Origin of the sequence: Desulfosporosinus hippei DSM 8344, assembly GCF_900100785.1 — a bacterium.
GTDB lineage: Bacteria > Bacillota > Desulfitobacteriia > Desulfitobacteriales > Desulfitobacteriaceae > Desulfosporosinus > Desulfosporosinus hippei.
This window is the reverse complement of sequence record NZ_FNCP01000019.1, coordinates 39,186-63,368: the sequence shown is the minus strand read 5'-3', so window position 1 is coordinate 63,368 and position 24,183 is coordinate 39,186. Positions and strand designations below refer to the sequence as shown.

25 protein-coding genes are annotated in these 24,183 nt (G+C 39.6%); 9 read left to right on the top strand and 16 right to left on the bottom strand.

Features of this window, described 5'->3' with window-relative positions; all coding sequences use genetic code 11:
- Nucleotides 1–55 precede the first annotated feature (55 nt).
- Complete coding sequence (locus tag BLS16_RS15625) at nucleotides 56–1,297, top strand: PucR family transcriptional regulator (protein ID WP_092334613.1); 1,242 nt, start codon at nucleotides 56–58, stop codon at nucleotides 1,295–1,297.
- 25 nt (nucleotides 1,298–1,322) lie between these two features.
- On the opposite strand, the gene BLS16_RS15620 is transcribed toward BLS16_RS15625, so the two are convergent.
- Entirely contained in the window at nucleotides 1,323–2,492 is a 1,170-nt protein-coding gene (locus tag BLS16_RS15620; RefSeq protein WP_092334612.1) for an AI-2E family transporter, read from the bottom strand.
- 235 nt (nucleotides 2,493–2,727) lie between these two features.
- On the opposite strand from BLS16_RS15620, the gene BLS16_RS15615 reads away from it, so the two are divergent.
- Nucleotides 2,728–3,000, top strand: coding sequence for a hypothetical protein (locus BLS16_RS15615; protein WP_092334611.1), 273 nt, complete (start codon nucleotides 2,728–2,730; stop codon nucleotides 2,998–3,000).
- 63 nt (nucleotides 3,001–3,063) lie between these two features.
- Here BLS16_RS15615 and BLS16_RS15610 read toward each other — a convergent pair whose 3' ends face one another.
- The 3 genes from BLS16_RS15610 to BLS16_RS15600 all read right to left on the bottom strand — a co-directional run bounded on the left by BLS16_RS15610 (nucleotide 3,064) and on the right by BLS16_RS15600 (nucleotide 6,347).
- A complete protein-coding gene (locus BLS16_RS15610) occupies nucleotides 3,064–4,536 on the bottom strand; it encodes a DUF438 domain-containing protein (RefSeq protein WP_092334610.1) in 1,473 nt (490 codons plus the stop codon).
- Nucleotides 4,537–4,691: 155 nt separating this feature from the next.
- Nucleotides 4,692–5,504, bottom strand: a complete 813-nt coding sequence (locus BLS16_RS15605; protein WP_092334609.1) for an RMD1 family protein — start codon at nucleotides 5,502–5,504, stop codon at nucleotides 4,692–4,694.
- 18 nt (nucleotides 5,505–5,522) lie between these two features.
- Nucleotides 5,523–6,347, bottom strand: coding sequence for an RMD1 family protein (locus BLS16_RS15600; RefSeq protein WP_092334608.1), 825 nt, complete (start codon nucleotides 6,345–6,347; stop codon nucleotides 5,523–5,525).
- Nucleotides 6,348–6,580: 233 nt separating this feature from the next.
- Between BLS16_RS15600 and BLS16_RS15595 the strand changes: the two genes are divergently transcribed.
- Entirely contained in the window at nucleotides 6,581–7,540 is a 960-nt protein-coding gene (locus BLS16_RS15595) for a DMT family transporter (protein ID WP_242876309.1), read from the top strand.
- Between the two features lie 212 nt (nucleotides 7,541–7,752).
- On the opposite strand, the gene BLS16_RS24345 is transcribed toward BLS16_RS15595, so the two are convergent.
- The 3 genes from BLS16_RS24345 to BLS16_RS15580 form a co-directional block, all read right to left on the bottom strand.
- The gene (locus BLS16_RS24345; RefSeq protein ID WP_242876308.1) at nucleotides 7,753–8,679 is read right to left on the bottom strand and encodes a DUF3795 domain-containing protein; all 927 of its coding nucleotides are present in this window, start codon (nucleotides 8,677–8,679) and stop codon (nucleotides 7,753–7,755) included.
- 74 nt (nucleotides 8,680–8,753) lie between these two features.
- Nucleotides 8,754–9,551 carry an RNA polymerase sigma factor gene (locus tag BLS16_RS15585; protein ID WP_092334606.1) on the bottom strand — a complete coding sequence of 266 codons (798 nt, stop codon included), beginning with the start codon at nucleotides 9,549–9,551 and terminating at the stop codon, nucleotides 8,754–8,756.
- The gene (locus BLS16_RS15580; protein WP_092334605.1) at nucleotides 9,551–10,699 is read right to left on the bottom strand and encodes a GGDEF domain-containing protein; all 1,149 of its coding nucleotides are present in this window, start codon (nucleotides 10,697–10,699) and stop codon (nucleotides 9,551–9,553) included. Before BLS16_RS15580 ends, BLS16_RS15585 begins: the two co-directional genes overlap by 1 nt.
- Nucleotides 10,700–11,029: 330 nt before the next feature.
- Here BLS16_RS15580 and BLS16_RS15575 point away from each other — a divergent pair, with 330 nt between their 5' ends.
- Nucleotides 11,030–11,242 (top strand): hypothetical protein, encoded by a 213-nt coding sequence (locus tag BLS16_RS15575; RefSeq protein ID WP_092334604.1) that lies wholly within the window; start codon nucleotides 11,030–11,032, stop codon nucleotides 11,240–11,242.
- 136 nt (nucleotides 11,243–11,378) lie between these two features.
- Nucleotides 11,379–12,419, top strand: coding sequence for an XdhC family protein (locus BLS16_RS15570; protein WP_092334603.1), 1,041 nt, complete (start codon nucleotides 11,379–11,381; stop codon nucleotides 12,417–12,419).
- A 39-nt stretch (nucleotides 12,420–12,458) separates the two neighbouring features.
- On the opposite strand, the gene BLS16_RS15565 is transcribed toward BLS16_RS15570, so the two are convergent.
- From BLS16_RS15565 to BLS16_RS15555, 3 genes are all read right to left on the bottom strand, one after another.
- Nucleotides 12,459–12,986: a YehS family protein gene (locus BLS16_RS15565; protein ID WP_092334602.1), complete on the bottom strand. Its 528-nt coding sequence runs from the start codon at nucleotides 12,984–12,986 to the stop codon at nucleotides 12,459–12,461.
- Between the two features lie 114 nt (nucleotides 12,987–13,100).
- Nucleotides 13,101–13,655 (bottom strand): class I SAM-dependent methyltransferase, encoded by a 555-nt coding sequence (locus tag BLS16_RS15560; protein ID WP_092334601.1) that lies wholly within the window; start codon nucleotides 13,653–13,655, stop codon nucleotides 13,101–13,103.
- Between the two features lie 155 nt (nucleotides 13,656–13,810).
- Nucleotides 13,811–14,425 (bottom strand): TetR/AcrR family transcriptional regulator, encoded by a 615-nt coding sequence (locus tag BLS16_RS15555; protein WP_092334600.1) that lies wholly within the window; start codon nucleotides 14,423–14,425, stop codon nucleotides 13,811–13,813.
- Between the two features lie 264 nt (nucleotides 14,426–14,689).
- Here BLS16_RS15555 and BLS16_RS15550 point away from each other — a divergent pair, with 264 nt between their 5' ends.
- The gene (locus BLS16_RS15550) at nucleotides 14,690–16,051 is read left to right on the top strand and encodes a radical SAM/SPASM domain-containing protein (protein ID WP_092334599.1); all 1,362 of its coding nucleotides are present in this window, start codon (nucleotides 14,690–14,692) and stop codon (nucleotides 16,049–16,051) included.
- Between the two features lie 152 nt (nucleotides 16,052–16,203).
- Here BLS16_RS15550 and BLS16_RS15545 read toward each other — a convergent pair whose 3' ends face one another.
- From BLS16_RS15545 to BLS16_RS15530, 4 genes are all read right to left on the bottom strand, one after another.
- Nucleotides 16,204–16,992, bottom strand: coding sequence for an ATP-binding protein (locus tag BLS16_RS15545; RefSeq protein WP_092334598.1), 789 nt, complete (start codon nucleotides 16,990–16,992; stop codon nucleotides 16,204–16,206).
- Nucleotides 16,993–17,122: 130 nt separating this feature from the next.
- Nucleotides 17,123–19,087: an anaerobic carbon-monoxide dehydrogenase catalytic subunit gene (gene cooS, locus BLS16_RS15540; RefSeq protein WP_092334597.1), complete on the bottom strand. Its 1,965-nt coding sequence runs from the start codon at nucleotides 19,085–19,087 to the stop codon at nucleotides 17,123–17,125.
- Between the two features lie 113 nt (nucleotides 19,088–19,200).
- Complete coding sequence (locus BLS16_RS15535) at nucleotides 19,201–19,866, bottom strand: Crp/Fnr family transcriptional regulator (RefSeq protein ID WP_092334596.1); 666 nt, start codon at nucleotides 19,864–19,866, stop codon at nucleotides 19,201–19,203.
- A gap of 239 nt (nucleotides 19,867–20,105) precedes the next feature.
- Nucleotides 20,106–20,429, bottom strand: coding sequence for a GNAT family N-acetyltransferase (locus tag BLS16_RS15530; RefSeq protein WP_092334595.1), 324 nt, complete (start codon nucleotides 20,427–20,429; stop codon nucleotides 20,106–20,108).
- Between the two features lie 261 nt (nucleotides 20,430–20,690).
- On the opposite strand from BLS16_RS15530, the gene BLS16_RS15525 reads away from it, so the two are divergent.
- Nucleotides 20,691–21,008: an MGMT family protein gene (locus BLS16_RS15525; protein ID WP_092334594.1), complete on the top strand. Its 318-nt coding sequence runs from the start codon at nucleotides 20,691–20,693 to the stop codon at nucleotides 21,006–21,008.
- A gap of 35 nt (nucleotides 21,009–21,043) precedes the next feature.
- Here BLS16_RS15525 and BLS16_RS15520 read toward each other — a convergent pair whose 3' ends face one another.
- Nucleotides 21,044–21,652, bottom strand: a complete 609-nt coding sequence (locus BLS16_RS15520) for a TetR/AcrR family transcriptional regulator (protein ID WP_092334593.1) — start codon at nucleotides 21,650–21,652, stop codon at nucleotides 21,044–21,046.
- A gap of 129 nt (nucleotides 21,653–21,781) precedes the next feature.
- Here BLS16_RS15520 and BLS16_RS15515 point away from each other — a divergent pair, with 129 nt between their 5' ends.
- Together BLS16_RS15515 and BLS16_RS15510 are read left to right on the top strand one after the other, a co-directional pair.
- A complete protein-coding gene (locus BLS16_RS15515; protein WP_092334592.1) occupies nucleotides 21,782–22,342 on the top strand; it encodes a flavodoxin family protein in 561 nt (186 codons plus the stop codon).
- The gene (locus BLS16_RS15510) at nucleotides 22,339–23,022 is read left to right on the top strand and encodes an NADPH-dependent FMN reductase family protein (RefSeq protein WP_092334591.1); all 684 of its coding nucleotides are present in this window, start codon (nucleotides 22,339–22,341) and stop codon (nucleotides 23,020–23,022) included. Before BLS16_RS15515 ends, BLS16_RS15510 begins: the two co-directional genes overlap by 4 nt.
- A 19-nt stretch (nucleotides 23,023–23,041) precedes the next feature.
- Here BLS16_RS15510 and BLS16_RS15505 read toward each other — a convergent pair whose 3' ends face one another.
- Nucleotides 23,042–23,833: a lysophospholipid acyltransferase family protein gene (locus BLS16_RS15505; RefSeq protein WP_176786190.1), complete on the bottom strand. Its 792-nt coding sequence runs from the start codon at nucleotides 23,831–23,833 to the stop codon at nucleotides 23,042–23,044.
- Between the last annotated feature and the right edge of the window lie 350 nt (nucleotides 23,834–24,183).

Here is a 24,183-nt window from a genome sequence, read left to right as displayed (position 1 = left end):
AAATTTAAGGTGTGGACTGTATATTTTGCACTCGACCTAGGACAAGGAGGTCTTTATGGAACAAAATTCCCTTCTTTCTCAACTTTCCTTGAGCTTAATCAAAACCCTTAGTAACGATTCTGGCCTACAAGCCCTGGTTGATCTAGGGTATAAAACTCTGGGCAACCCTTTTACGATCACCGACTTCAGTGTAAAGCTACTAGCTACAACCGGCAATACAACGGTGACTGATGACCCCGTCTGGAATGAGCTTAAGATGAACAATAACTTTATCTTCCAGACCTACACATACTATGTAAAAAGTAGTTTGTTTAGCGAAATTGCGAGCAATGAAGTTCCTTTTTACTGGTCAGATCCCTACTGCAAATACCCCAGGCTAATCGGGAAGATACGTATCAACAACAGGGATTTTGCTAATATGGTGGTTTGCGCCCATAATAGAGATTTTGAAGAAAGGGATAAGGAAGTCGTCGCCTTGCTTTGCGATGCTTTTTCAATTGAATTGCAAAAAGCTAAGTATAATGATGTCTCTCAGGGACTGACTCATCAGAGCTTTTTGCAGGATTTGCTGGATAGTAAGTTCGAAGACGAAGGAATAATCCTTGAACGAATAAAAATCTTAGGCCTAAAGTTCAAAAGCAAGCTGTTCATTATAAGCATTGATATACAGAATCTTGATAAATCAAGGTCAACTCTGCCTTACATAAGAGATGAAGTTGAACACAAATTATCTTATGCTAAAGCGATAGTCTATAAGCAAAACATTATAATGCTGGCCAGCTTTGACAATGAAAGGCATTTTAAAGAAATAGAACTAAAACCTTTAAAAGAATTTATTAAGACCAATAATCTGCTGGCAGGCATCAGTCGACCATTTTCTAAATTAACGGAGGTTAAAGAGCACTACTTTGAGTCACTCGAAGGGATAAAATTAGGTAATGCCATAAATAGTGAACAACACTTCTACCAATATGAAGATTATATTATTTTTGATTTTATAAGCAACTATTCCCATGGGGAAAAGGCGAAGAGGTTGATTCACCGTTCTTTGTTAAGATTGATTGAATATGATAGGGAAAACGGAACGGATTATGTGTTAACCTTTTACACTTATCTCTGCAATTTCAAAAACATCAAAGACTCAGCCAATAGTTTGAAAATCCATCGCAACACTATGTTTCATAGGGTTGCAAAAATCCAAGATCTTTTGGATGTAGATTTGAATGATGGTGATGTATTATTTCAACTTTATCTTTCCTATAAAGTTCTAGAATTTTTCAAAATTGATTTACCCTAGGTTTATTTCAGTGATTCTTGGCTCGCTATTCATTACCATAATCTTTTGTGTCGATTGGTAGTCCTTTGGCTTGTAAACGCATTTCTATAACCTCTTTAATAATAGAGTAGATAAGGACAAAGAGCGGCACACCAATGATCAGACCGATAAACCCGAAGAACTTGCCACCTAAAAGAATCGCAAAGAGAATCCAGAATGAAGAGATTCCCAGAGAATCTCCTAAAATTTTCGGTCCAATGACATTGCCATCCAGTTGTTGAAGGATAAAAATAAAAATCAGGAACCAAAAAGCCATAGTCGGCGACTCGAAGAAGATGATGATCACCGAGGGAATAGCCCCGATAAAAGGACCAAAAAAAGGAATGACGTTAGTTACTGTGATAATGAATGAAACTAATAGAGTATAGGGCATATCGACGATGGTCAGTACGATAAACGCTATGAATCCGATAATCAAAGAGTCAACTATTTTCCCACCCAAGAAACGGCTAAAGATCTTTTGAGTGCGCTTTGAGAGCTCAATGATTTTATCGGCAGTCTTAACGCTGAATACACCATAATTGACTTTTTTAGCCATACTGATGAACCGTTCTTTTTCTACCAGCATATAAATGGAGATGATGATGCCGAGAAATACGTTCCAAAGGGAGAGAGCTGTGCTACGAAGAAAATATAGTACCATGGGAACCAGATCCCGTGCGATCTCGCTGATAAAAATCGCCAACTCGTCTAAGCGTTTATTGATAAAATCTACGACATCCGGTGGAAGAAGAATATCGTCAGAAATAGTTTCGATATATTCTGCGGCAGATCGCACATAGCCTGGGATGTTGCGGACAAGCCCTATGACGCTAGCCATAAGCTGTGGAAAAATAAAGGCTAGGAAGAGATAGACAAAAAAACCTGAAATCAGATAAGCTAGGAGAATCGAAAGGATATGGAACTGGGATTTTTTGATTCTTTTCATTACCGGAATTTTCCTTAAAAGCTTTATGATGAAATTTAATAGGAAATTAACCAGATAAGCAATTATGAACCCATAAATAAAGGGATAGAGGGCGGAATAATAACCTGCCAATATTCGATTGAAGTATTCCAGTCCTGACATTGTAAGAAAGAACAGTATACTTGACGCAATGACAATGAAGCTATACATAGCAATCGTAGTGTATTGCCGATTCCAGTCGATTTTCATTGTAACCTCCACACCCATCTCTTTTAGAAGCTATTTAAACACTAACATGTTTTTGCTTTCTTAAATAAGTTTATCTTAATGTACCTCATCTATATATCATTGACAATGACTACCTTAGTAAAACCTTTTCCACTTAGAATCAAGTGGGTTTCAATTGGTTAATTAAACACCAAAAAAGGCAATCTGCGTATAATAACAGCGTGCGTATTTATAAATCAACTCTAAGGAGGCTCCTATGCATTTCCATTACCTTACAGAACTTTTACAGTTGTCCCATGAAATCGAACAACTTCGCATACCAGATTCACGTAGTGCTAGTGACGAGGCTGGATTCATTGATACAAAAGCTAAAGTATTAGGAATACTAAGAGTATTATATGGTGAAAAATCCAGAGAATTTCGTGTTGTTAAACTAACCTATTCACCGGCTACTGTTGTCAAAGTGGTAAACTATATTATTAGCAGCTCTGATAGAATCTCGCCCCAATCTAAGGCTGTTAACATGTAATATCTAAAACACCCTTGGGAATTAAACCTTCCCAAGGGTGTTGATACGTTATACTAAGACCATTTATAAAATCCTTTTTTCACCCTGTATCTCTTGAATTCCCTGAATATCCTGAGAAACCTCGATAGTTCCGGCGTAATTGCCGTGTTCATCACGCAGGGCGAAATACTGGATATAAACGTACTTATCTCCTAAGTGTAACCAAAACTTAGCATTATCGTTTTTACCGCTGCGGAAATCCTCCAAAATTTCTTCCACGATATGTACACTATCCGGCGGGTGGCAGTTTTGTACTTGACGCCCAATGATTGCCTTGCTGCGTTGGAAAATACGTTCTTTGCCAAAGGTAAAATACTTTACTCTGTCCTGTTCGTCTACAAAGGTAATGTCTACGGGTAAGTTATTAAGCAGAAGATTTAATTGTTTCTGAGTGAGTACCCCTGTCTCAAAGGATATTTCAGCCTCAGAACCTCCAAGTGCCCCGCCCCCTATATGGGGCTGTTTCAATGAGGCTGCTCCTTCTGGTACTTCAACTGGTTTCCAGCCAACATCTGGGTTAACCAGATATCCTATCTCCGCACTTTGCTCCACGATTTCTGCCCATTCCACATCCGTTAACGTGTCTAGGCACATGGGGAACATAATATTTTCTTCTTTGTAAATCATATCTGTGATCATTTTTAAAGCCGGGCGAGCATTTCTTTCGATCATCTGCTTAACCTCTTGATTGTTTGGCTGGTGATCTTGCAAAAACTTGCTGACTTCTTTTAAAAGCGCACGAATATCATCATGAATTGCCCACATTACTTTTGGAGGAGCGTTTACACCATGTTTCTCAAGGTAAGCGAATAAGATATTTTCTTTGCGGCTATAGTGTTTCTCGATTTCGCATAATCGTTCATGAAGTTGCTGCCATTCAACTAAATCATGTTTTGCAGGTGTCTTTTCACTTTGGCTTAAAAGTTCAAACAACTTACCAAGTTCGGCAACTATCTTTTCGATCTCTCTATTTTCCTTTTTAAAGGTATGAACGGGGTGCCCGCCCTGCACCTCTTCCACAACTTGGTTATTAAGCCCTTCCTCGAAGACCGCTGCATGGACATCACACAAAGATTTGATCTCCGTCTCGTGTAATCCCTCTTGGATTAATTCTTGTTCCAATTGGGCTATTTCTGTAGCCCCCACATCCCTCAGTAAATCTTTAAATCTTTCCCGTAATTCTGCTGGATCTTCTTGACGATGAATATCTCGAATAATTTCTTTAAGCTGCTCCCTGCGTTCTTTACGATTTTTTGACGGATCATCTTCACTAACCACGCAGAAGCCCTTAGCTTCTAACTTGCGTTTTGCCTCTTCCAATGATATACCGTGACGTTTTAGACCTTCCGCAACGGGTAATTTTCGCCCGACAGTTTTTCTAAGAATTGAGTTCGTGGCTCCCTCTAAGCCCATCTCATGAAGAATTGGGATCAACTCAGGATAATCCTCAGTTAGATCATATAAAGACCGAGTTAAGTCTATGATTGGTTGACTCATATTGTTCACCCTTTCAGATCTATTAGGTTGTTAAAGCTGAATGTAGTCTTTTATATAGCATTATTTGCAAATATCTTAAAATTACTCAAACCCCTCTTAACCACCCTCTATAGAAAGGGAACCAAATTATCTGAGCACTCGGCTTTATCCGTCACTCACGACAAGATATGCAGAAGCGGAAAGCTGGCAAGGAGCAATATCTCAAAGAGCAGCAGCCTCCTCTCTGATTGTTGGGTTCTAAAACTGAAATATTCTCGCGTTATAGAGTCTAAAATATTGATTTGATTGGCTAGAACAACATAGCGTTTATTAACTTCGAAGTACTCACTGAGCCTGTCAAATATCTGCCTTGCTTCTATAGTTTTGTTAAATTCTGAAGGTCGATCTAGAAGCCTTACGCTTTCTATGCTCCTGTACTTAAACCGGATACTCTTGGTAAGGGTTGAAACCACCTTTTTAGTATTTGCCCTTAGATAACCTTTATTTAGATGACTTATGAAATGACCCGCGGCATCCAGCACCTCCGAAAGCTCGGTTTCAATGTTGTAAAGCTCGACCGACTTTGCTAGGACTCCTGCCAATATATCATCCACGAGGGACTGATAATGAAAGTTCAGCTCACTTTCTGGCCACAGGTTTACGAAATTATCCCTGGAGCCAGGGATCTCATGGGTTTCATTAAACTTATGTAACAATTCATAATCAATATCAACATACAAGGTTCTCAAATACTCAAGAACAATCGCGATCTCGTCTTGATTACAATTTAGAAAGGTCATACAGCCGTATCTATATATGTAGACTGATTTGTTGGCTGAAGCATATTTTAAGATTTTTTCTACCTCTGACTCATCAAGTTTAATATATTCCTTCCAACTCACACCCTTCTCTAGATTAATAAAGGATGCTATCCGCAGGAGAGGTAGCCTTACTGCTACTTTATAAGTATTGAATACTATTTTTTCCATAATTACACCCGTCTGTCTTTACCTTAATAGATCAAATAGCATAAGTACAACTTCAATAACAATCAAAAGCACAATTACCCACTCCACGAACAATCCGCGTATGGAATGGCTAATTGTTCCAAACCCGTCAATGATGCTTTTCAATATCTCAGTCTTACTTTTGATCACTTCGTACCGGTCGTTCAGCTCAAAAAACTCTGCCATCTTCTCGTAGAAGTCTGCAGCATCACTGTTAATCCAGGTAATGTCTGGTTTATCAAGAATCATAATATAGGCAATAGTATTGTATTCATGCCTGACAATCCTTGAAGTTGTCTTAGCCAGCTCTTTGTGTCCAATATTAAGTTTTCCCTTTTCCAGGTTATCAATCTTACTTTCCAGATCATCCAGAATTTTACCCAGCTGTTCTTCAATCTTTTCCAGGGCTACAGATTTGGCAATCACGATTGAAATCAACTCCGGATAAAACAACTCCATATTGGGAATCTGCACAAAGCGATCTGTAAACTCAATCTCTTCACCCGCAACCGGATGAAGCACATAGACGTCTTGAAACCTATCATAACGCCCTATATCTACATCCGGTTTTATTGTTTTTAGATAGCGCATCAATATCTCGATATGCTGTTGAGTCGAGTTAATAAAAACAATACTCCCAAAAGAAAAAACTAAGATCTTTTCATCTTTACCTGGCTCCTCTCCCAGGATTACTTTTAACACCTGGTCTTGGAGCAGAAGAGGCTCCTCCCAGGTATATTTCTTTCGAATATTACATTCCACGGCAATTTTGTTCAAATCGATTTCATTGGTTACTGCAAAGGCTTTAAAGTTCAAGTCATTCATAGGATTCCCTTAGCTTTCTGTTTAATATTAGGAGACAATTAGTTGATATTTGTAGTATATACAGTAAGAGCTTTTTTTTACTCTGAACATTCAGGTCCTGTGTAGAATCTCCTTTTTGCTACCAATGAAGCACCAATTATGGTAGTATTATACGTACTCGAAAACACATCACTAACTAAGGGTATCTAATTAATTGCAGAATCAATGGTTGCGACCACTAGAACAGAGGTAACATGATGAAAAGCGTTTTAAACAAAGAGCTTCAAGGAAGCGGGAGAATCCCTGCTCTTCTTTCAAGAGGACAATTTACGGCCAATTTGGCGATGCTTGCGGTAATAATAGTTTGGGGAATTTCCTATGTTAGTATTAAAGTAGCGGTTGTTGAAATCCCTCCCATAACAATGGCACTTATCCGTTTCGCGATGGCTTCCTTGATGCTCTGGATTATCATTCAGAGGGTTGAACCCCAGGCGAAGCTACACAAATCCGATCTGCCTAAAATGATTTTAGGCGGAATTTTTGGCATCACCCTTTATTTCATCTTTGAGAACATCGGAGTCAAATTCTCTACAGCAACAAATGCTTCACTGATTGTCTCTGTTGTTCCAGTTATTACAATTGTATTAGATGTACTGTTTTTTAAAGGCAGATTATCGTTTCTGAAACTACTGGGAGTTATAATAGCTGTCGGGGGCTCTTACCTGGCTGTTACAGGCAATGGCAGCGTTGAACTGAATTCCAGCCATTTTCTTGGCAATCTATTAATGATTCTTGCAATGCTATCCTGGGCATTTTTCACATTGGTTAATAAGTCCCTGCAAGGAAAATATTCCGGCTTATTTTTAACTACTTACCAAACTATCTTTGGAACCTTATTCTTTATTCCTTTGTCACTTTTAGAGTATAAAGAATGGAAACCCTTTTCTCTTACCGCTTTAAGTAATCTTTTGTTTCTGGCAGTTTTCTGCTCCGTTGTCGGCTATTTATTGTACATATATGCCCTAAAGCGTTTGGATGTGGCTCTAACCACCATCTATTTAAATCTGATCCCTGTTGTTGGAGTACTTAGTGGTTACCTCTTCTTAAAGGAAAGCATTCTGCCCATCCAGCTTATCGGTGGCTTAATAACTCTTCTTGCCATAGTCATTATCAATTTTGAATTGCTAACCACGAGAAGACTACCTTCTCAGTAGCGCATTCTCTTCTAATTCATTTGGTTTAATCTCCCATGCAGAAAGCGGTAGGGCCAAATAATTAAACAATTTAGCCCATTAGGACATGTTAAAGCTAGGCTAGGTTCAGAGTTACTCCTGAGCCAGCCTAGCTTAATTTACTTATCACTGCCTTCTCTCGGAAAAAGCGTTTAACCCCTTTCCAGGTTCTTGGTTTCTGTCTAGCTTTAAGATTACTCGACTTTGGAAATATGACTAACAATAGCCTCCTTGTTCATTCCCACATAAGCACAACTTGGGTCATTTCCACATTTTCGGCAAACCAAATCATAAGCAGAGTTTAGTGTGTGACATTTTGGACAGGAATAATGCTCACTCATTTCTCTTGCCCATTGTTCATACCCCACATCTTTGATTCTTTGGTGTGATTGCCATAAATCAAGTCGATGGGGTTTGAGAGCTTGGAAGGTTTTAATTTCTTTACAGGGAAATTCTTCACATTCACCACAAAACTCGATTCCTTTTTGCCTAGCACATTCTAACATCCTACAGTTACTGCAATATGCTGTTTTAGGTATGGAACGACAGCCTTCGCAATGAGTTTCTTCAATGGTTTGATTTAGAGTTAAAGCAATTTTTTTCAATCGTTCTGGTTCCTCTTTTGTCGCAATGAATACCGTACAAGATGGACAAAATAGTCCACAAACTGCCGAAGTCATTTTAATTGGATCCATCCTGACAATTTCATATTCAGTTTTAACTTCAACATTCTTGCTTAGCACTAACCACACTGGAGATATTTCCTCTGCTAGCTTTATAACATTTTGAAGGTCTGAAACCACTGCATCTAGCGATTCCAGAATCACTTTTAGATGGATTGCTTGGAGTGATAAAGGGTTTTCCCGTGATATCCCGCTGGCCTTTACATGAAATCCAGAAATCGTTTTTCCCATTTTTCGCAATAAACCCATCATTGCCGTGCTAACACACCCAGTAAAACTCATCAGAAATAACTCTAAGCCTCGAAACCCTTGCCCGTCGCCAAGAGGCGGTAAATAGTCTAAAGTAAGTGGGAAGTCAGGGTTAGATTCAGATACTCCGATAAATTGAACTTTTTGATTGACTAGTCTTAGATTTACTTCCAGTTGATTGTTACTCATTCCAGTTCCTCCTCAAATTCTTGCTCTACTTACTTAGATACAAAGAGAGGAGAAAAGTTACAAACAACTTATAATTATGTAAGTATTTTTAGAGTCTGTTGAGCAATGATTTCCCTGATTTTCTCCCTAAATTCTGGATAGGATGTATGGCCCGGCTGTTGATCATACAGCCGAATTGTTTTTCTCAAAAAATCTATTTCTGTCCAGATCGAAGACATTTCTGCAGTACTTCTCCTTCTTACTGGGTTATGGGGAGAAATAAGGTCTATCTTTCCGTTATCGATCAGATACTTCACCCAGTTTCCACATTGGCAAGGATTTTCCGGATCAATAAACGAACATTTGTCTTCCATGTTGTCTTTCAAATGCTGTTTTGCTCGATAGACATTTATTTTGACAGCACTCTCAGATATACCCATAATATCGGCGACTTCCTCAATTGATAACTCCATTAGAATTTTCAAAGTGAAGGCAATCCGCTGTTTCTTAGGGATACAGTTCAGAAACAGCTGCAGGCAGGTTTCGCGGATGTCTTCAACTATAGCATGCTCTTCAACAGACTCCTTGGATTTCATTGATTCCCAAAACTCTGTTTCAGATATCCCTCTTTCAGCCGTGATAATATGAATTGGAACTTTATCACGTTTCGTCATATAGCGATAGGTACAATTCAGCAGTATTTTATAGATCCAAGTTCCAAAGGAACTAGCGTGGTTAAACTTCGAAAAGGATCGATAGGCATTGATATAAGCTTCTTGAATGACATCTTGGGCATCTTCCCTATTACCCGTTAGACGAAAGGCCGTCCTAAACAACTTTTCATAGTACTCGTGATAAAACGTCTCAAATTGGCTCTCTAATTCCTCCGACATCAAAGCTCACCTCTACCAACCGAAAGTACTTGCTTTTTATTATTATACATGAGGGTATCAATGTGATTAAAAAAATCATCAGATTTCATTTTAGAATTGCAATCATAGATATCATATCCCATCGAAAAGCTTAGCTTATAAGGCTTTATGCTGCTCTCATTGAACTCTTCAATATTACTCCTTATTCTGTTAACTGCCTGCTTTAGCAACTCCCTATTATTGATGTCCATGATAACAACAAATTCATCTCCACCAAACCTTGCCACAAAATCGTTTAGACGCAGACTTTTTCTTAGTATCCCAACCGTATCTTTTAATGCTTGATCTCCAGTTTCATGACCAAACTTGTCATTGATTGATTTGAAATCATTTAAATCAATCAAGATAGCGGAGAATGATTTTCCGTCGGCACTATTTCGAATTTTCCCATTGATATATCCATCCAGCTGTCTTCGATTATAGACTCCAGTGAGATAATCAGTATTTAATCCTCGATCTTGGATGTTGAAATATATAATTAGCAGAGACAACATCATGCCTGTCCAATTATATGTTACTCCATAACAGAGCATCTGAATCGAAGTTCCAATGGTTTGAGGAATAAAAAACAACAAAAGTGAATAATAATGACGTTTTTCAATCAGGCTCCGATTTATAAGGACATAAAAAAAGGAATAGACTAACAGCAAATAACAATAAACAACATGAACCCAAAAATACTCTCCTCGATGATAGATATTTCCTGTATCAACAATGAAAAACCAGCCTGTGAAAAGACTCATTACCGATATCACAGCGTTGATAACTATAAAAGCCACCAACACACGAGTTGCCTTAAATATTCTCTTTTCATCCCTAAATATATGAAAATTAGCATATATCACCCACAGCGAGGGGGCTACCGGCACTAGGATATAGAGCAACAGATTAAACCCAGTATTGGATATTAGGTTCAGAGTACCCGGTAGTCCATTGAAAACCCAAGCCAAGATGTCGACAATAATTAAAACCATATTGGCCTGTATCATATAAATGAATAGTCTATAGTGCATAAATACCTTTTCTGAACGATTGTATACATTGATATATATCAATACTAAAATGATAAATGAAATAATGCTGGAATCCAATGTTTTTAATGTTACCATTAAACACCTCACACTCTCACTCTCAGGTGTAAAAAATCGGCTTAATTGGGTATTATTAAAAAGTCTTTATCTGCTATATTATATGTGAAGTACTATAGACCTTCAAGCCAAAAGTCCACACAAGGTTAAAGCTAAATAATTTAAAAACACATCCTTTTACGTATCTTTTGTGGTTACGATTCGTTAATGTCAAAATCTGAAAATTTATTGACCAAAGCTCTTTGAAGTTCGCTCACCATATAATAATTCAATGCCACAATTAATATTCTTTTATAGTTACTTCGAATATGATGCTATTAATAATACCAATTGAGAGGGAGGATGTTAACCATGACTGAAAGATATGTTCTTGATAAGAAATGCCCCAAGTGTTTTGGCCTCGGAAAAACCGTGAACCCGACACGCAAGAGATTAAACGTTGTTGACAAGAAATTACCAGGAAAACAAGATGATCCACCCCTTATTGTCTGTAAGGAATGCAACGGCACGGGAATGCTACTTCCAACTGAAGTAAAAGAACTCTTAGAATATATCCTTTCTTAATGAATTAGCAGAACAATAAGCCGATTATAATACAAGAGAATCGATGAGTCGCAAAGTTTTTCATTTCCCTCCAATTTTAAAAAGCTATAATCCATCGCTGTTTGATATCAGAAAACAGCAACAAGGGGGTGCTTCCATGGAGGAAACTATTTTACAAGCTATTGTAAAGGCGCAAGCTAGGCCAGCAAAAGCTATACTGGCCACTATTATTCGTACGGAGGGCTCTACACCCCGTGATTTAGGTACGCAAATGTTGGTTATGGACACCGGCCAAACAATTGGTACTATTGGAGGAGGAACTGCGGAAAAGCTTATCACCAACAGAGCCTTAGCACTCTTAACCTCCAACGAAGAAATTTACGTTGAAATTTTTCACCAAGCCATAAATCTGGAGTCCCACACTGATAAGTTTTCAGTTTGTGGGGCTACTATCGATGTTTTATTAGAGCCCATCCAAGATAAGAATTTCTGGCAATTCCTTCAGGATCTTCTGAACAGGGGAAAAGATTCAGTGTTGGTGACTTCTCTGATTCCGCCTTATTCCAGGAGTATCTTTGATACAAATGGCAATCTTCTCTTGGGGCAACCTCAAAACGAATTGGTGCTCTCAGCAATAAAAAGGCAAGAAATCATCTCCGGCAAGCCAGCTGAAGTGATTGGAAACAGTGAAGAGTATCGCTGGTTCGTGGATCCAGTCAAAAAAACAGAGCGCTTATTAATCTTAGGGGCTGGCCACGTGGCCAGAGAAGTTGCTTTTTATGCCAAGGCACTGGATTTCCAAGTGTCGGTAATTGACGATCGTCCGACATTTGCCCTGCCGGAGTTGTTCTCCTGTGCCCAATCAGTTATCTGCAGTGATTTTGCTGACGGGATCAAGAGGTATGAACCGAACAGGGATACGTATGTTGTCATTGCGACGAGAAGTCATCCTACGGATGCAGAATGCCTCAAGGAGGTTCTCAACTTTCCGACTAAATATGTAGGTATGCTGGGCAGTACAAAAAAGATCGCCGCCATTGTAAACTTCTTGCGAGAGAAAGGATATTCTTCTCAAGCTCTGGCAAGTTTAAAGGCGCCGATCGGTTTAGATATAAATGCTCAAACCCCATCCGAAATTGCCATAAGTATTCTGGCAGAGATCATTTCTGTTAAACGATCCCTCTCTTCCCCACAATAAGGATCTGAACCTTTTCTCTCCAAAAAATCTAAAGGGTGTCTATCCCCTGTATTTTTTAGCTAGTCCTTTCAAGAAATTTCTGGCGTATTTATCCCCACACTCTTTGTAATTCTTATGACCTTCCTTTCGTAAGAGTGCGCCTAATTCTCCTTTGGTTACGATGACTCCAGTTTCTTTTAAGATGTCGATCATGTCATCACTGGTAAGTGATAGGGCTATTTTCAATTTCTTAAGCAACATATTATTAGGATTGTCATTATTTTTCAGCCCCGGCTGTGACCTTTGATCTGGTTTAGGCTCTTGCTTTCCTCTTTTATAGATAATAAAACCATTCAGGAATGACTCTAGCGTACTGTTTCTGCATTTTATGTTTTCTTCCTCATCTTCTATGTCGTTAGGTTCGTCAACTTCGTTATAGTAGCGATAAACATCTTTTGATTTTATGAGCAGCTTTCTCACTGTTTCTTCATCCAGTTCCACTCCACCAAGCTTAAATATCTCTACCATTTCCTTGTCCCTAAAATTCAGAGCATATCTTAATCTAATTAGGATATCATTATTGTCCATTGCTAAATCCTCCTAAGCTTTTTCCAACTACCTTCATTATAACATGAGATTAAAAACAACTCCTCTCCAATGAAGGTATCCACTTTAGTGGAACTGGTGCGTGGAAAAGAGCGCCTACTTTGTAAGCAGAGCAGAGAAGCTCTTACCAACTTCAGGTTTCTCTGCAAGATTAAAGCCTATACTACGGGCTAAATTTAGACAATCATTAAAATCTTTTTCCTTAACATGCCCTTTGGGTTCAGCAATTAGAAGCTTGCCGCCCGGTTTTAACGCCTTATGTATTTCCAGCAAAAGCCTATCTTTATCGGGAACCTCATGAACCATAGCAAAAGCTAAGGCAAAATCTATTGTCCCCGTTAGATCATCGATGTTTAGGGAGTTACTTAAACAAAGCCTTGTTTCTATATTGTTTGTCAAATTTGCCTTCATAGCTCTTCTGTTCAGAGCCGTTAACATTTTTTCTTGGAGATCAATTGCTAGAACACGCCCCTTATCGCCAACCAGTTTTGCCATAGGCAAACTGAAGTAACCCATTCCACATCCTATGTCTAGAACCGACATCCCTCTATTGACATGACTTTTCAGTACTTTTTCAGGGCTATGAATAATACTCCTTACAGGATTAAGTAAAAAATAACCTAACCACCATGGGCAAACACTGTTACTCATACATAAGCTCCCCTCTCATATTTAAGCTTCTAAACTCGGAAAAGTCCTCTGTTTATTACTAACCAACCGTCCGGTTAATAAGCCATTTCGATATTCCTCTTGAAGCAATGGGTGTTGAAGAAATTAAAGCCAAGTCTGAAAAGTCATTGTCTGCTTTAAAGCTTTGGCGCTAAATGAGTCTGTCGAAAGGACTCTAAAAAGTACTCCATAGCCTTATCCGAATCACATTTAAAGTAGTCACACCATTTCTCATTGAAAACAACAAACGCAATCATTGGAACGAAACCAGTAAAAAATTCGTAAACTAATTCGAGCTGATGTTCTGGAGAATTCTCCTCAATTTCACCAGATTCATTTTTGAAACCCTTCAATTCATGTTTGAAAACACTTTCCGCGCATTTGAAGAAATAATTGTCTTTCTCATCTCCTTTTAACGCTTCCATCATCATAACTGAGATAATCCTTTTTCGTTTACTTAAAAATTTAAGTTCCTCTTCAATATGATCCAGATGACTAGCTTCTTTTCCATTATCAGAGTGAGCTGCAAAAGCACGTCTTACATAGCCCTCAGATTCGCTTAAGATTCGTTTAAACATAGAATTTATAAGATCGTTTTTATCTTTAAAATGATAATAGATCATAGCTTTGTTAACTTCTGCTTTTTCCGCTATCAGATTGACACTTGTACCATTAAAACCTTTTTCTGCGAATAATTCTTCCGCTGCTTGAAGGATCTTTTCCACAGAACTATTACTGTCATTGGAAGACATCTTAAATCCCACCTTTTAACTAACCGTTCGGTTAATTATATTCTATTTTCTATTCTCTCACATGTCAAGAGAACTATTTTTCTCCTCCCCTCACACCAAGCAATGGATAAGTGCTGCCTCTCCTATACTTAACCGGGGCTGGAGTTCATCACAGCCAATTCACTCCTTTAGGATAATTGCATATTATGTACTCTCATATTAGTTCTTATTCCAGCCGAGATGGCATTTCACTTAATTTCGAACCGTTGATGAAGGAGAGTAGATATGAGAAGAATCAAGGAGTTTATTTATACCTTTGCCTTTAAGAGAGCTTTAGGTTATGCCGAGAAAAATAGACTAAAAAATATGAATGTGATTCTAAAATTGTTTAGCAGAATTGCTCGTGATGAAGATTTTAAAACGGCCATAAGATATTTACAAACCTATGCAGTGGACTCTTCCAGTAGTTATAATAAGCTATTTGACGCTGTCTTTACCCAGCTTGCTCCTAATGTTCGCAATAAGTTCCTGACAAACTTTTTTATCAAAGCAACTTTGCTTGGACGAGAAAAAGCACTGAAAACTGCTAAGTTACATGATTGTAATATTCCTTGGACAATCTTGATGGATCCAACCTCGTCATGTAATCTAAAATGCATCGGATGTTGGGCCAGTGAATATGAACAGCACCATTCATTATCCTTTGATGAACTAGACAATATCATTGAGCAAGGGAAAAAGCTAGGCATCTTTATGTATCTGTACTCTGGCGGAGAACCCTTAATCAGAAAAAATGATTTGATTGCCTTAGCGGAAAAACATCAAGACTGTGCTTTTTTAGCCTTTACTAATGGTACCTTGGTGGATGAGGATTTTGCTCAGGAATTAGTACGAGTTGGTAATTTTGTACTGGCTTTCAGTATTGAAGGGATCGGAGAAGCAACGGATCAGCGTCGAGGCATTGGCACCTATGACAAAGTTATTAAGTCCATGGATTTATTGAAGGAGGCAGGGGCAGGGTTTGGTTATTCCTCCTGCTACCATCGCCAAAACACTAATACCGTAGCTTCTGATGAATTTGTAGACTTAATGATTGAAAAAGGCTGCCTTTTTGCTTGGTACTTCACCTATGTTCCCGTCGGAAAGAATGCCGCTCTGGATTTAATTGCCCAGCCTGAGCAACGAAAGTATATGTATCATAGGATCCGAGAAATCAGAAATACTAAGCCCATATTTGCCTTGGATTTTTGGAATGACGGGGAATATGTTGAAGGGTGTATTGCAGGCGGACGCAACTATTTTCATATTAATGCCCATGGAGATATCGAACCTTGTGCTTTCATTCATTATTCTGATACCAACATCCGTGTCAACAGCATATTAGAGGCCTTAAAATCCCCCCTATTTGCCCAATATCGTGAAAATCAGCCCTTTAATCAGAATCATTTGCGCCCTTGTCCTCTTATGGACAATCCCGATAAATTAAGAATGATGGTCAATAAATCCGGTGCCCATTCCACTCAAGTTCTGGACCTAGAAAGTGTAGAGGAATTGACTAAAAAACTTCAGGATGTTTCATCCGCTTGGGGAGAAGTCGCCGATAAGATTTGGGAGCAAGCTCAGACTTCTAAGAAAGCAGAGGACTGATCATTTTACTCTATTATCCTAGGCCAACCCTCAAATTAGAATTTAAAACCATTGACGATTTCGTCAGTGATTTTAAATTCCATTAAAATAGGCCTCCACCTGCAGCTGTTTAAAGTCTACAGAAGGAGGCCTATTCTTTTAAGGTTGGTGTTCTACCTAAGCAACGAATCAATTTTCTCTTTGATCTTTTCAGCTTCTTGAACAAAGCTTTCGCTTAGATCAAAGAGGTTTTTGCCACGAAAATCAGCTTCTACAACTACAGGATCATAGGGAAAATGCCCTAAAATCGGCAGAAAGTTAATCTCTTGTTCAAGCTCAGCCAATTGCCCTTCATGCACTTTGTTAACGACGGCGTAAACATTTTGAACCCCTAGGTCATTGGCAAGTTTTACTACTGCCTGGGCTGTCTCAATACTGCGTCGTCCTGGTTCCACCACAACAATAAAGGCATCCACACCCCTGGCTGTCCCCCGTCCAAAATGCTCAAGTCCTGCTTCCATATCTAAAATCGCAATTTCATTTCTTTCCAGGACAATATGATCCAAGAGACTTTTTAAGAGAGTATTTTCCGGGCAGGCACAGCCGGTTCCTCCTTGGGTAATTGACCCCATCCGCAAAAGTTTAATTCCCCGATATTCAGCAACATAGGTATCCGGAATGTCCTCCACCTGGGGATTAAGGCTGTAAATCGCTCCAATCGTTCCCGGTTCTGCTCCGGTACGTTCTTTGATAAGCTTTCGCTCTTCAGAAATAGGGGTTAGCTTTGCCAACATTTCTGGAGGAAAGCCTAAAGCCGTTCCCAAATTGGCATCCGGGTCAGCATCTACCGCCAAAACTCTCTGTCCATCTCGAGCGTAAAGATAGCACAGTAGTGATGACAACGTCGTTTTACCCACGCCACCTTTACCGGAAATGGCAATCTTAAGGCTTTTTTCCCTCATATACTCACCCCGTCCTTATGAATAGTAGGCTCCCACTTCTACAGTGTGGAGGTGAGAGCCCCGTTAGTCTGTTTCGTTAGTTAATGAGTTGAGCAATCCTGAAACTCCCTCTTTTAGAAGTGGGTGTTCCTTATTCTGCGGCACTTTCTGTGGTTTCCGGACAGACAAGTCCTAAAGCCTTACGTTTCTGAATAATACGAGCAATCATTGTTTGGGCGGCCTGAATGGGATCTGCTTCGTAAATTAATTTTCCCCCGAAAAGCTCATCGGTAGTCACGGGGAACTCGCCTTTATTTGCGGTGAGAGCTTGTTCCACCAGCGGCGAACCGGTGATAGGGGCATTAACCCCGATGTGAACATCCACTCCCTGAGCAATAAAGAAGGTTCCAATGGATAAGGCTTTGGGGCTATGATTTTCAGGACTGGAGCCTGCCACGGGTAATTCTCTCACCCCTACGCCCAATCTATTGGCTAAGGCAACCAGCAAATCATCAATTCTGGAATTATCCACACAACTTCCCATGTGCAGAGCAGGAGGCAAGGCCGGTAAACCGTTTGCTTGCCCAATAGCTGTCAGAACATTGGCTAGTTTTTCTCCGCAATACTCTAAGCCAGCAGGTGACAATAAGCCATTTTTCCCTAAGGAGTGAGCTGAACATCCGGTAGCAACGATTAAAACGTTATTTCTCATTAGTTCTTTAGCCACTTCCGTATTAGCCAAGTCTTGTTTCACTTTAGGATTTGTGCATCCGACAATTGCAACAACACCTAAGATGTCGCCTTTAGCGATGGCTTCGATCAGGGGAAGTAAGGGGTCTGCCCCATTTAACGCAGCCAAAAGCTCAACAATCTGCTCAACAGAAAAACCTGCATAGGCTTCTACAGTACCTTCTGGAATCTGAACTTTAGCTTGGTCTCTCTCCGGATAGTGGGCCAGAGCACGGCGGACAATCTCCTCTCCCATTTTATCCGCCTCTTCGGGCGTCCAGTCTACATGGCTGGCTCCTTCGATCTTAATATTTGGCAAGGTGGAAATAAGTTCTGTGTGATAACATTCCGCCACTTGAGCCAGGCCGGGCATGATACATTGAGCATCAACCACCATGGCCTCTAAGGCACCGGTAATAATCGCTAATTCCTGACTGGCATAGTTTGTGGCTACGGAAACTCCTTGACGCATTAACAGTTCATTGGCGCTGCAACAAATCCCGACAATGTTAATCCCTTTAGCCCCTAAGGCTTTGGCCTCATCATTTAATTTTCGGCTCCACTCCAGAACTTTTTCAGAGACCATGGGAATATGACCGTGAACGGCAATATTGACATAATCTTCTTTGATAACGCCCATTCTGTATTGGGTTTTCACAAGCCGTGGAGTTCCAAACAAAATATCCTGGAGATCTGTGGAAAGATGCAGTCCATCATATCCTTCGACTAATCCCATTTTCATAATCCCCAGCAAAAGACTAACGGGATCACTCTCACAGCCCATAGCTGTTTTATTGATGGCATTAGCTATTTCCAAGTGAGCGTTGGAGGGCAATATATTCAGTTTTTCCCAGGTTTCAATAGATTTATCCTGGGCTCGAAGACGCAGCCAGTGGGAAACACCGGATTGCTGTTGGAAATCTTGTAAAGCAATTAGAGCAACTTCATGGGCTAATTTATCCAACTCTACCCCATCAACCGTTAAACCTAGTTTCTTGCCAATACTTATAAGTTTGTCTTTGCCCTTAATTTCATAAGGAGCTTTCCCTTCAGCAGTTTCTAAAAGGGTATGGAGAATCTCCCGGGCATGTTCTACGTGGGGAGTAGTGCCTTCTACAATCAGGGACAGTAAATTACGCGCTACAATCTGGTCTGCAGTAGCCCCACAAACTCCACGTTTTATCCCTTTATTCCCATTAAAGGTTACTTTACAGGGCCCTTGCAGGCAACGGCGGCAGCAAACACCTGTTAGGCCAAATTTACAATGAGGTTCTTGCTCCTTCGCCCTTTGAAAAGCTGTTTCAATATTTTCCTGTTCTGCTTTCCCTAATAATTCCTGTACCCCAGTATCGATTGTAAGATCAGTAATTAATACTTGTCTTGACATCTTATCCTCTCCTTGTCGAAAAAGTTTCTCTTCTCTGACAATATCTTAGGTCATCACAAATAAAAAAACCATCAAATATCTGACGGTTTTCATACTCTTTCGACAATATTAATTTAATCTATTCTTCCTCCCAATTCTTGCAACTTAAGCATATCCAGTAAGAACACGGTCTTGCGGTTTCGTCTGATAACTCCATCCCTTTCCCAGCGGTTCAAGAGCATGGAAGCGGTCTGCCGGGAACTCCCAACGGCCAAGGCAAGGTCCTCTACCGATAAACCCAGATTAATAAATGTACCCTCTTGTCCAACAACTCCCTTTTCTTTGGCCGCATCCAGTAAAAAGCGAGCAAGTCGTTTATCGATATCAAGGAAGGCCAGATTTTCAATAATCCGAAGTGTATTTCCTAAGCTATCTCCTAAAGCCTTAACCATACTGATGAGTATGGTAGGGTTATTAAGCATAAAAAGATGAAAAGCCTGAGCATTTATTGCCAAAATCTTGGTAGCTTCTCTCGCTTCGGCGAAGGTCTTTGAATGACTGCTATAAATATCACCTTGTTCCAAAAAAGAGATGGTGAACTCTTTTCCATCCGGATAGGCGAGATAAATGCGGACTTTACCTTCTAGCACGATCATGATGAAGTTATCTTTGCTATCCGGTTCAAAGATGCGTTTATTTTTTTTGTAATCTCTTTTTTGAGCATTGCCTTGAAGAATTTCCAATTGTTCATCGCTTAAAGCTCTTAAAAGCGGGATTTCCTTTAGTTCATTTAAATCCATGATTGACAGAACTCCTAGCATGTTTAATTACCCAAGTAGTACATGCAATAAGTATATCACACAGGATATATGCTTCACCAACCCAAGACCTGATGTACATTCCCAGTATTGAACCGACACAGTAAATATCCGCTAGTTGATTCTTGCATATCAGCTAGCGGAAAACACACTTGTTCATTTTTCTTATCAATAAATTGATGCCAAAAGAAGAAAACTCCATCTTAAAGAACTTCTTCCCATTAATGTTTTCCGTCAATCTTGCAGGCCACGGCTTGATCTAGGGTATCCTCAGAAAGGATATCCGGATACTGCTTCTGATGTCGTCTTAGCCAAATATTGGCATAGGAACAGGTCGCTGTAGCTTTAAATCCTTCTTTCCTAAAATACTCAGCCACTACCTCCATCATCTGCCCAGCAACCCCCTGACCTCTTAAAACAGGATTTACATAGGTGTGATCTATATTCACCTCTCCATTTTCTTTAACAATAAAAGTAGTCTCACCGAGCAATTCCCCTTTTTCATCAGTGCTATAAATCCGTCCCTTTTCATAGTTCCAATTCATGTCGTTCCTCCTATTTTTACAACTTAGTTGATGGTTTTCATCTCTCTAAATACTATCTTAACCAAAGAAAGTAATAAATTAAAGCCCCTTCGAGTAGGGTTACCATCTAGTACGGCTAATTTATAATGGACTCGAAATAAAGTATACTTTAAGGTGAAAAGCATGAGCAATTAAATAGACTATCTATGCTTGTTAAATGCAGCCTGAATAATCAAATGTGATAAAACCACCGATAATCGACAGATTGGCTTAGGTGAACGAATGAACAGAAAAGAATTCTCCGATAAAGTTTATGAGATTGTCAAAGATATCCCCTCCGGCCAGGTTGCCACCTATGGAATGATTGCCCTGTTATCGGGTTACCCACTGCGCTCGAGAATGGTTGGGCAGGCTCTCCATCATGTCCCTGATTTCCTCAACATCCCATGCCATCGAGTTGTAAACCACCAAGGTCGTTTAGCTCCCGGATGGACAGATCAAAGACAACTCCTGTCCAATGAAGGTATCCACTTAAAGGAAAACGGGTGCGTTGATTTAAAAAAGTATTTGTGGGACATTGAACTTTACAAACTTAAGTAATAATTACCTTACTATTAAAGAGCAAAGCAACCATCCTATAAATCTAGAAATGTTCCAGCCCAAAGTACCTTTCGAACCAGTTCCAGATAATCACCGTCATAAGAAAAGTCCTTTTTGGCAATTAAAATGGCCATTCCATGTACCAAACCCCAGCAGGACAAGGCCATGGCATTTGGGTCAACACTTTCACCTTCCCGGTTTTGGATCTCCCCTTGACAGCGCTCGATGGCCTGATAAAAAGTATTGAAAGGTTGCTCCCCATTCAGCAAGGATTCGTGATTCATCTTTTTAAGATTATTAGCAAAGTCGCTTAGGAAGAACAGCCGTAAGTATTCCGGATTTTCCACAAAGAACTTAACATAGGCATAACCCATTTCTTTAAGCTGGCTCTTATTGTCCTTCGGATGTTTATTAACAGCTTCCTCTAGACACTGGTTGAATTTAAGATGGGCTTCGATAGCAATTGCCAGGATTAGATCGTCTTTACTATCAAAATGCCTATAGGGTGCCGTGTGACTTACACTGCAGGCTTTTGCCACTTTGCGCAAGGAAAAGTTTTCGTATCCTTCTTCATCTAGCAGCTTCAAACCTTTTTTAATCAAATCTGCCTTTAAATTTTCATGATGGTAATTTTCGTTTGACACTCAACCATACATCCTCTCAACAAGCATAAATATATTATACCACAAATTAATAAAATGTTTACACCGTAAACATTCCGTGCTATTATTATGTTGACACTGTAAACATTAATTTAATAAGGAGTGAATTAAATGAAAGCCTTGTTGATTTCAGATCAGGAGTATCTGACCAAAACCTATCAAGGTCTAAAAGATTTGATAGGCAAGTTCTTGAAACAAAAGGGATATGAGATAGAGATGACGGAACTAAGTGAGAAAGATCTGACCTTCTGTAGAGGTTGCTTTGGTTGCTGGATCAAAAAGCCGGGGGAATGCATTATCAACGACGGGATGGCCCAGATCAACCGCAGGGTTATGAACAGCGACGTAGTAATTTATCTCAGTCCGATCATCTTCGGACAGTTCAGCCCAACTATCAAAAATGTCATAGATAGGGGCTTACCCAATATACTGCCATTTTTCGAAAAGCGACCTGATGGCTCTACAATGCACCCACCCCGGTATGATACCTACCCCAGTCAGATAATCATCGGTTACGGAGATGAAATTTCAGATGAGGATAAACAACTGTTCATTGATGTCACAAAAAAACATCGGAGAAGTATTGAAGTCCTGATCTATCAGGAACCAAAGGAGAACACCATCGAGGCCTTAAATAAACTGGAACTTGGAAGGGTAGGTGGACTACTGTGAAAAATGTTGTTTTAGTCAGCGCCAGCCCTAAGATAAACGAAAAATCCGTCTCTAAGGAATTCTTAGAAATGTTGGGAAGCCAAATCAATTCTCAGCTATTTAGCAAAACATTTATTGATGTCAGGAAAAGCTTTTCAAGTCATAACCTTACAGAAGATTTTGAAACCCTTGCCAAAGCCGATGCCATAATCATTTCATTTCCTCTTTACTATTTTTGCTTGCCAGGCATGTTAACACGATTTTTAGTTGATTACCATAATTATTACACGGCCAGCGGGGACGTTAAAAAACATGTCAAAGTATATGCTATGGTTAATTGTGGATTTCCCGAACCAGAAATAAACCTAGAGGCTGTCAGAGTTATCAAGAGTTTTAGTCAACACCTGAACGCCGAGTTCCGGTTCGGCGTTCTCATCGGTGGAGGTCCTATGATGGTTGCCGCCAAAGAAGCACCTTTTATGAAAAAAGCTGTCCAAAAACTCAACTCTGCTTTTACCTCCATAGCAGCAGATATTCAAGCTGAGAATTCAACACCGATGGATTCAATTTATATTGGGGTTAATTATCCTTTATTAAGACGCATTTACTATTTCATGGGTGGCAGAGGTTGGATTACAATGGCCCGAAAAAACGGCCTGAAGAAAAAGGATCTTTATAAGAAACCGTATCGGCTAAATTAATAACGGTAGCAGATCTCTACTATCCTTTGTTCCATTCTTCTAAATGAGCAGCAATGAATTCAATAATCTGGCTATTTCCCTCTTTACCTAAACCATTGATGGACAATGGTTCTCCAAAAGCCATATGAATGGGTTGCTTACGATTGATGGGACCTAAATCCTTTAAGTATTTACCGTTTCCCCAAAAATCCGTTTTTATTGCAATGGGAACCACCTCAACCTTGGCTTTGCTGGCCAGCTTTACTCCCAGTGAATTAAATTCCTTTGGCACGAAACTTACAGTCCTGGTGTTTTGCGGAAACACAACGATCGATATTCCATTGGCTAATAATTCTTGACCCTTTTTCATGACAATTTGAAGATCAGCTCTTGAATTCTTCCTGCTTACGACAATTGGATTTTGAGCACTGATGATAGGGCCAAAGAAAGGATGTTCAACCAGGCTGTCCTTTACGACAAAGGTTACATCCATAATTGGAGCAATCAGACAAGGAAAAATCATCGTTTCAAGAGTACTCATGTGGTTACTGATAAAAACCACAGGTCCTTTACACTTTTGCAGATTATCAAGCCCTGTGATATGGAACCTACCTCCGCAGCCTTCAATCAACTTAAAAATATCATAGGAAGATAATATCCAGGCCTCTGTATCGTAGTGGCCCTTTACTGCAGCACTTCGGGATTTAAGAACAATCTTAAAGAAGTTAAGCATAAAAAAAAGACGTGTATTGATCAGTAATCTATCTAGCAGGAAACGCGGAGTATTCTCGGCAGTATGATATGAATCCAACATGAAAAAGTTTTTTTTCAAAGTCTAACCCTCCTGTTTTCTAGTGAACGATACCTTTAAAACTTCCACATATCCGCTGAATTTTCCTGCTTCAACTCATTTTCAGTACTATTTCTTTCAACAATATTATAACCATTTAACAACTGACAGATAACCCAATATCATGTACCGTCAGCAAAAGTTGCCTCGCGTTATTCTTTCGAGCACGAATACCTTAGTGTAGCCGAGTTAGAATTGATCTGATATACTTAAGTTGGGCAGTATCCTTAGAACTGCACCTCGGGAAAACCATTTAAATTATACTGCCTGTATCCGTTGCGGACCGGGACAGAGGGATAAAGCATTTTCATGTTTTAAAAGTCCCTTCTGAT

Excerpts from the sequence above, each read along its gene's own strand:
- BLS16_RS15625 (WP_092334613.1), top strand. The coding sequence starts at position 56 with ATGGAACAAAATTCCCTTCTTTCTCAACTTTCCTTGAGCTTAATCAAA.
- BLS16_RS15620 (WP_092334612.1), bottom strand. The coding sequence starts at position 2,492 with ATGAAAATCGACTGGAATCGGCAATACACTACGATTGCTATGTATAGC.
- BLS16_RS15615 (WP_092334611.1), top strand. The coding sequence starts at position 2,728 with ATGCATTTCCATTACCTTACAGAACTTTTACAGTTGTCCCATGAAATC.
- BLS16_RS15610 (WP_092334610.1), bottom strand. The coding sequence starts at position 4,536 with ATGAGTCAACCAATCATAGACTTAACTCGGTCTTTATATGATCTAACT.
- BLS16_RS15605 (WP_092334609.1), bottom strand. The coding sequence starts at position 5,504 with ATGGAAAAAATAGTATTCAATACTTATAAAGTAGCAGTAAGGCTACCT.
- BLS16_RS15600 (WP_092334608.1), bottom strand. The coding sequence starts at position 6,347 with ATGAATGACTTGAACTTTAAAGCCTTTGCAGTAACCAATGAAATCGAT.
- BLS16_RS15595 (WP_242876309.1), top strand. The coding sequence starts at position 6,581 with ATGATGAAAAGCGTTTTAAACAAAGAGCTTCAAGGAAGCGGGAGAATC.
- BLS16_RS24345 (WP_242876308.1), bottom strand. The coding sequence starts at position 8,679 with ATGAGTAACAATCAACTGGAAGTAAATCTAAGACTAGTCAATCAAAAA.
- BLS16_RS15585 (WP_092334606.1), bottom strand. The coding sequence starts at position 9,551 with ATGTCGGAGGAATTAGAGAGCCAATTTGAGACGTTTTATCACGAGTAC.
- BLS16_RS15580 (WP_092334605.1), bottom strand. The coding sequence starts at position 10,699 with ATGGTAACATTAAAAACATTGGATTCCAGCATTATTTCATTTATCATT.
- BLS16_RS15575 (WP_092334604.1), top strand. The coding sequence starts at position 11,030 with ATGACTGAAAGATATGTTCTTGATAAGAAATGCCCCAAGTGTTTTGGC.
- BLS16_RS15570 (WP_092334603.1), top strand. The coding sequence starts at position 11,379 with ATGGAGGAAACTATTTTACAAGCTATTGTAAAGGCGCAAGCTAGGCCA.
- BLS16_RS15565 (WP_092334602.1), bottom strand. The coding sequence starts at position 12,986 with ATGGACAATAATGATATCCTAATTAGATTAAGATATGCTCTGAATTTT.
- BLS16_RS15560 (WP_092334601.1), bottom strand. The coding sequence starts at position 13,655 with ATGAGTAACAGTGTTTGCCCATGGTGGTTAGGTTATTTTTTACTTAAT.
- BLS16_RS15555 (WP_092334600.1), bottom strand. The coding sequence starts at position 14,425 with ATGTCTTCCAATGACAGTAATAGTTCTGTGGAAAAGATCCTTCAAGCA.
- BLS16_RS15550 (WP_092334599.1), top strand. The coding sequence starts at position 14,690 with ATGAGAAGAATCAAGGAGTTTATTTATACCTTTGCCTTTAAGAGAGCT.
- BLS16_RS15545 (WP_092334598.1), bottom strand. The coding sequence starts at position 16,992 with ATGAGGGAAAAAAGCCTTAAGATTGCCATTTCCGGTAAAGGTGGCGTG.
- cooS (WP_092334597.1), bottom strand. The coding sequence starts at position 19,087 with ATGTCAAGACAAGTATTAATTACTGATCTTACAATCGATACTGGGGTA.
- BLS16_RS15535 (WP_092334596.1), bottom strand. The coding sequence starts at position 19,866 with ATGGATTTAAATGAACTAAAGGAAATCCCGCTTTTAAGAGCTTTAAGC.
- BLS16_RS15530 (WP_092334595.1), bottom strand. The coding sequence starts at position 20,429 with ATGAATTGGAACTATGAAAAGGGACGGATTTATAGCACTGATGAAAAA.
- BLS16_RS15525 (WP_092334594.1), top strand. The coding sequence starts at position 20,691 with ATGAACAGAAAAGAATTCTCCGATAAAGTTTATGAGATTGTCAAAGAT.
- BLS16_RS15515 (WP_092334592.1), top strand. The coding sequence starts at position 21,782 with ATGAAAGCCTTGTTGATTTCAGATCAGGAGTATCTGACCAAAACCTAT.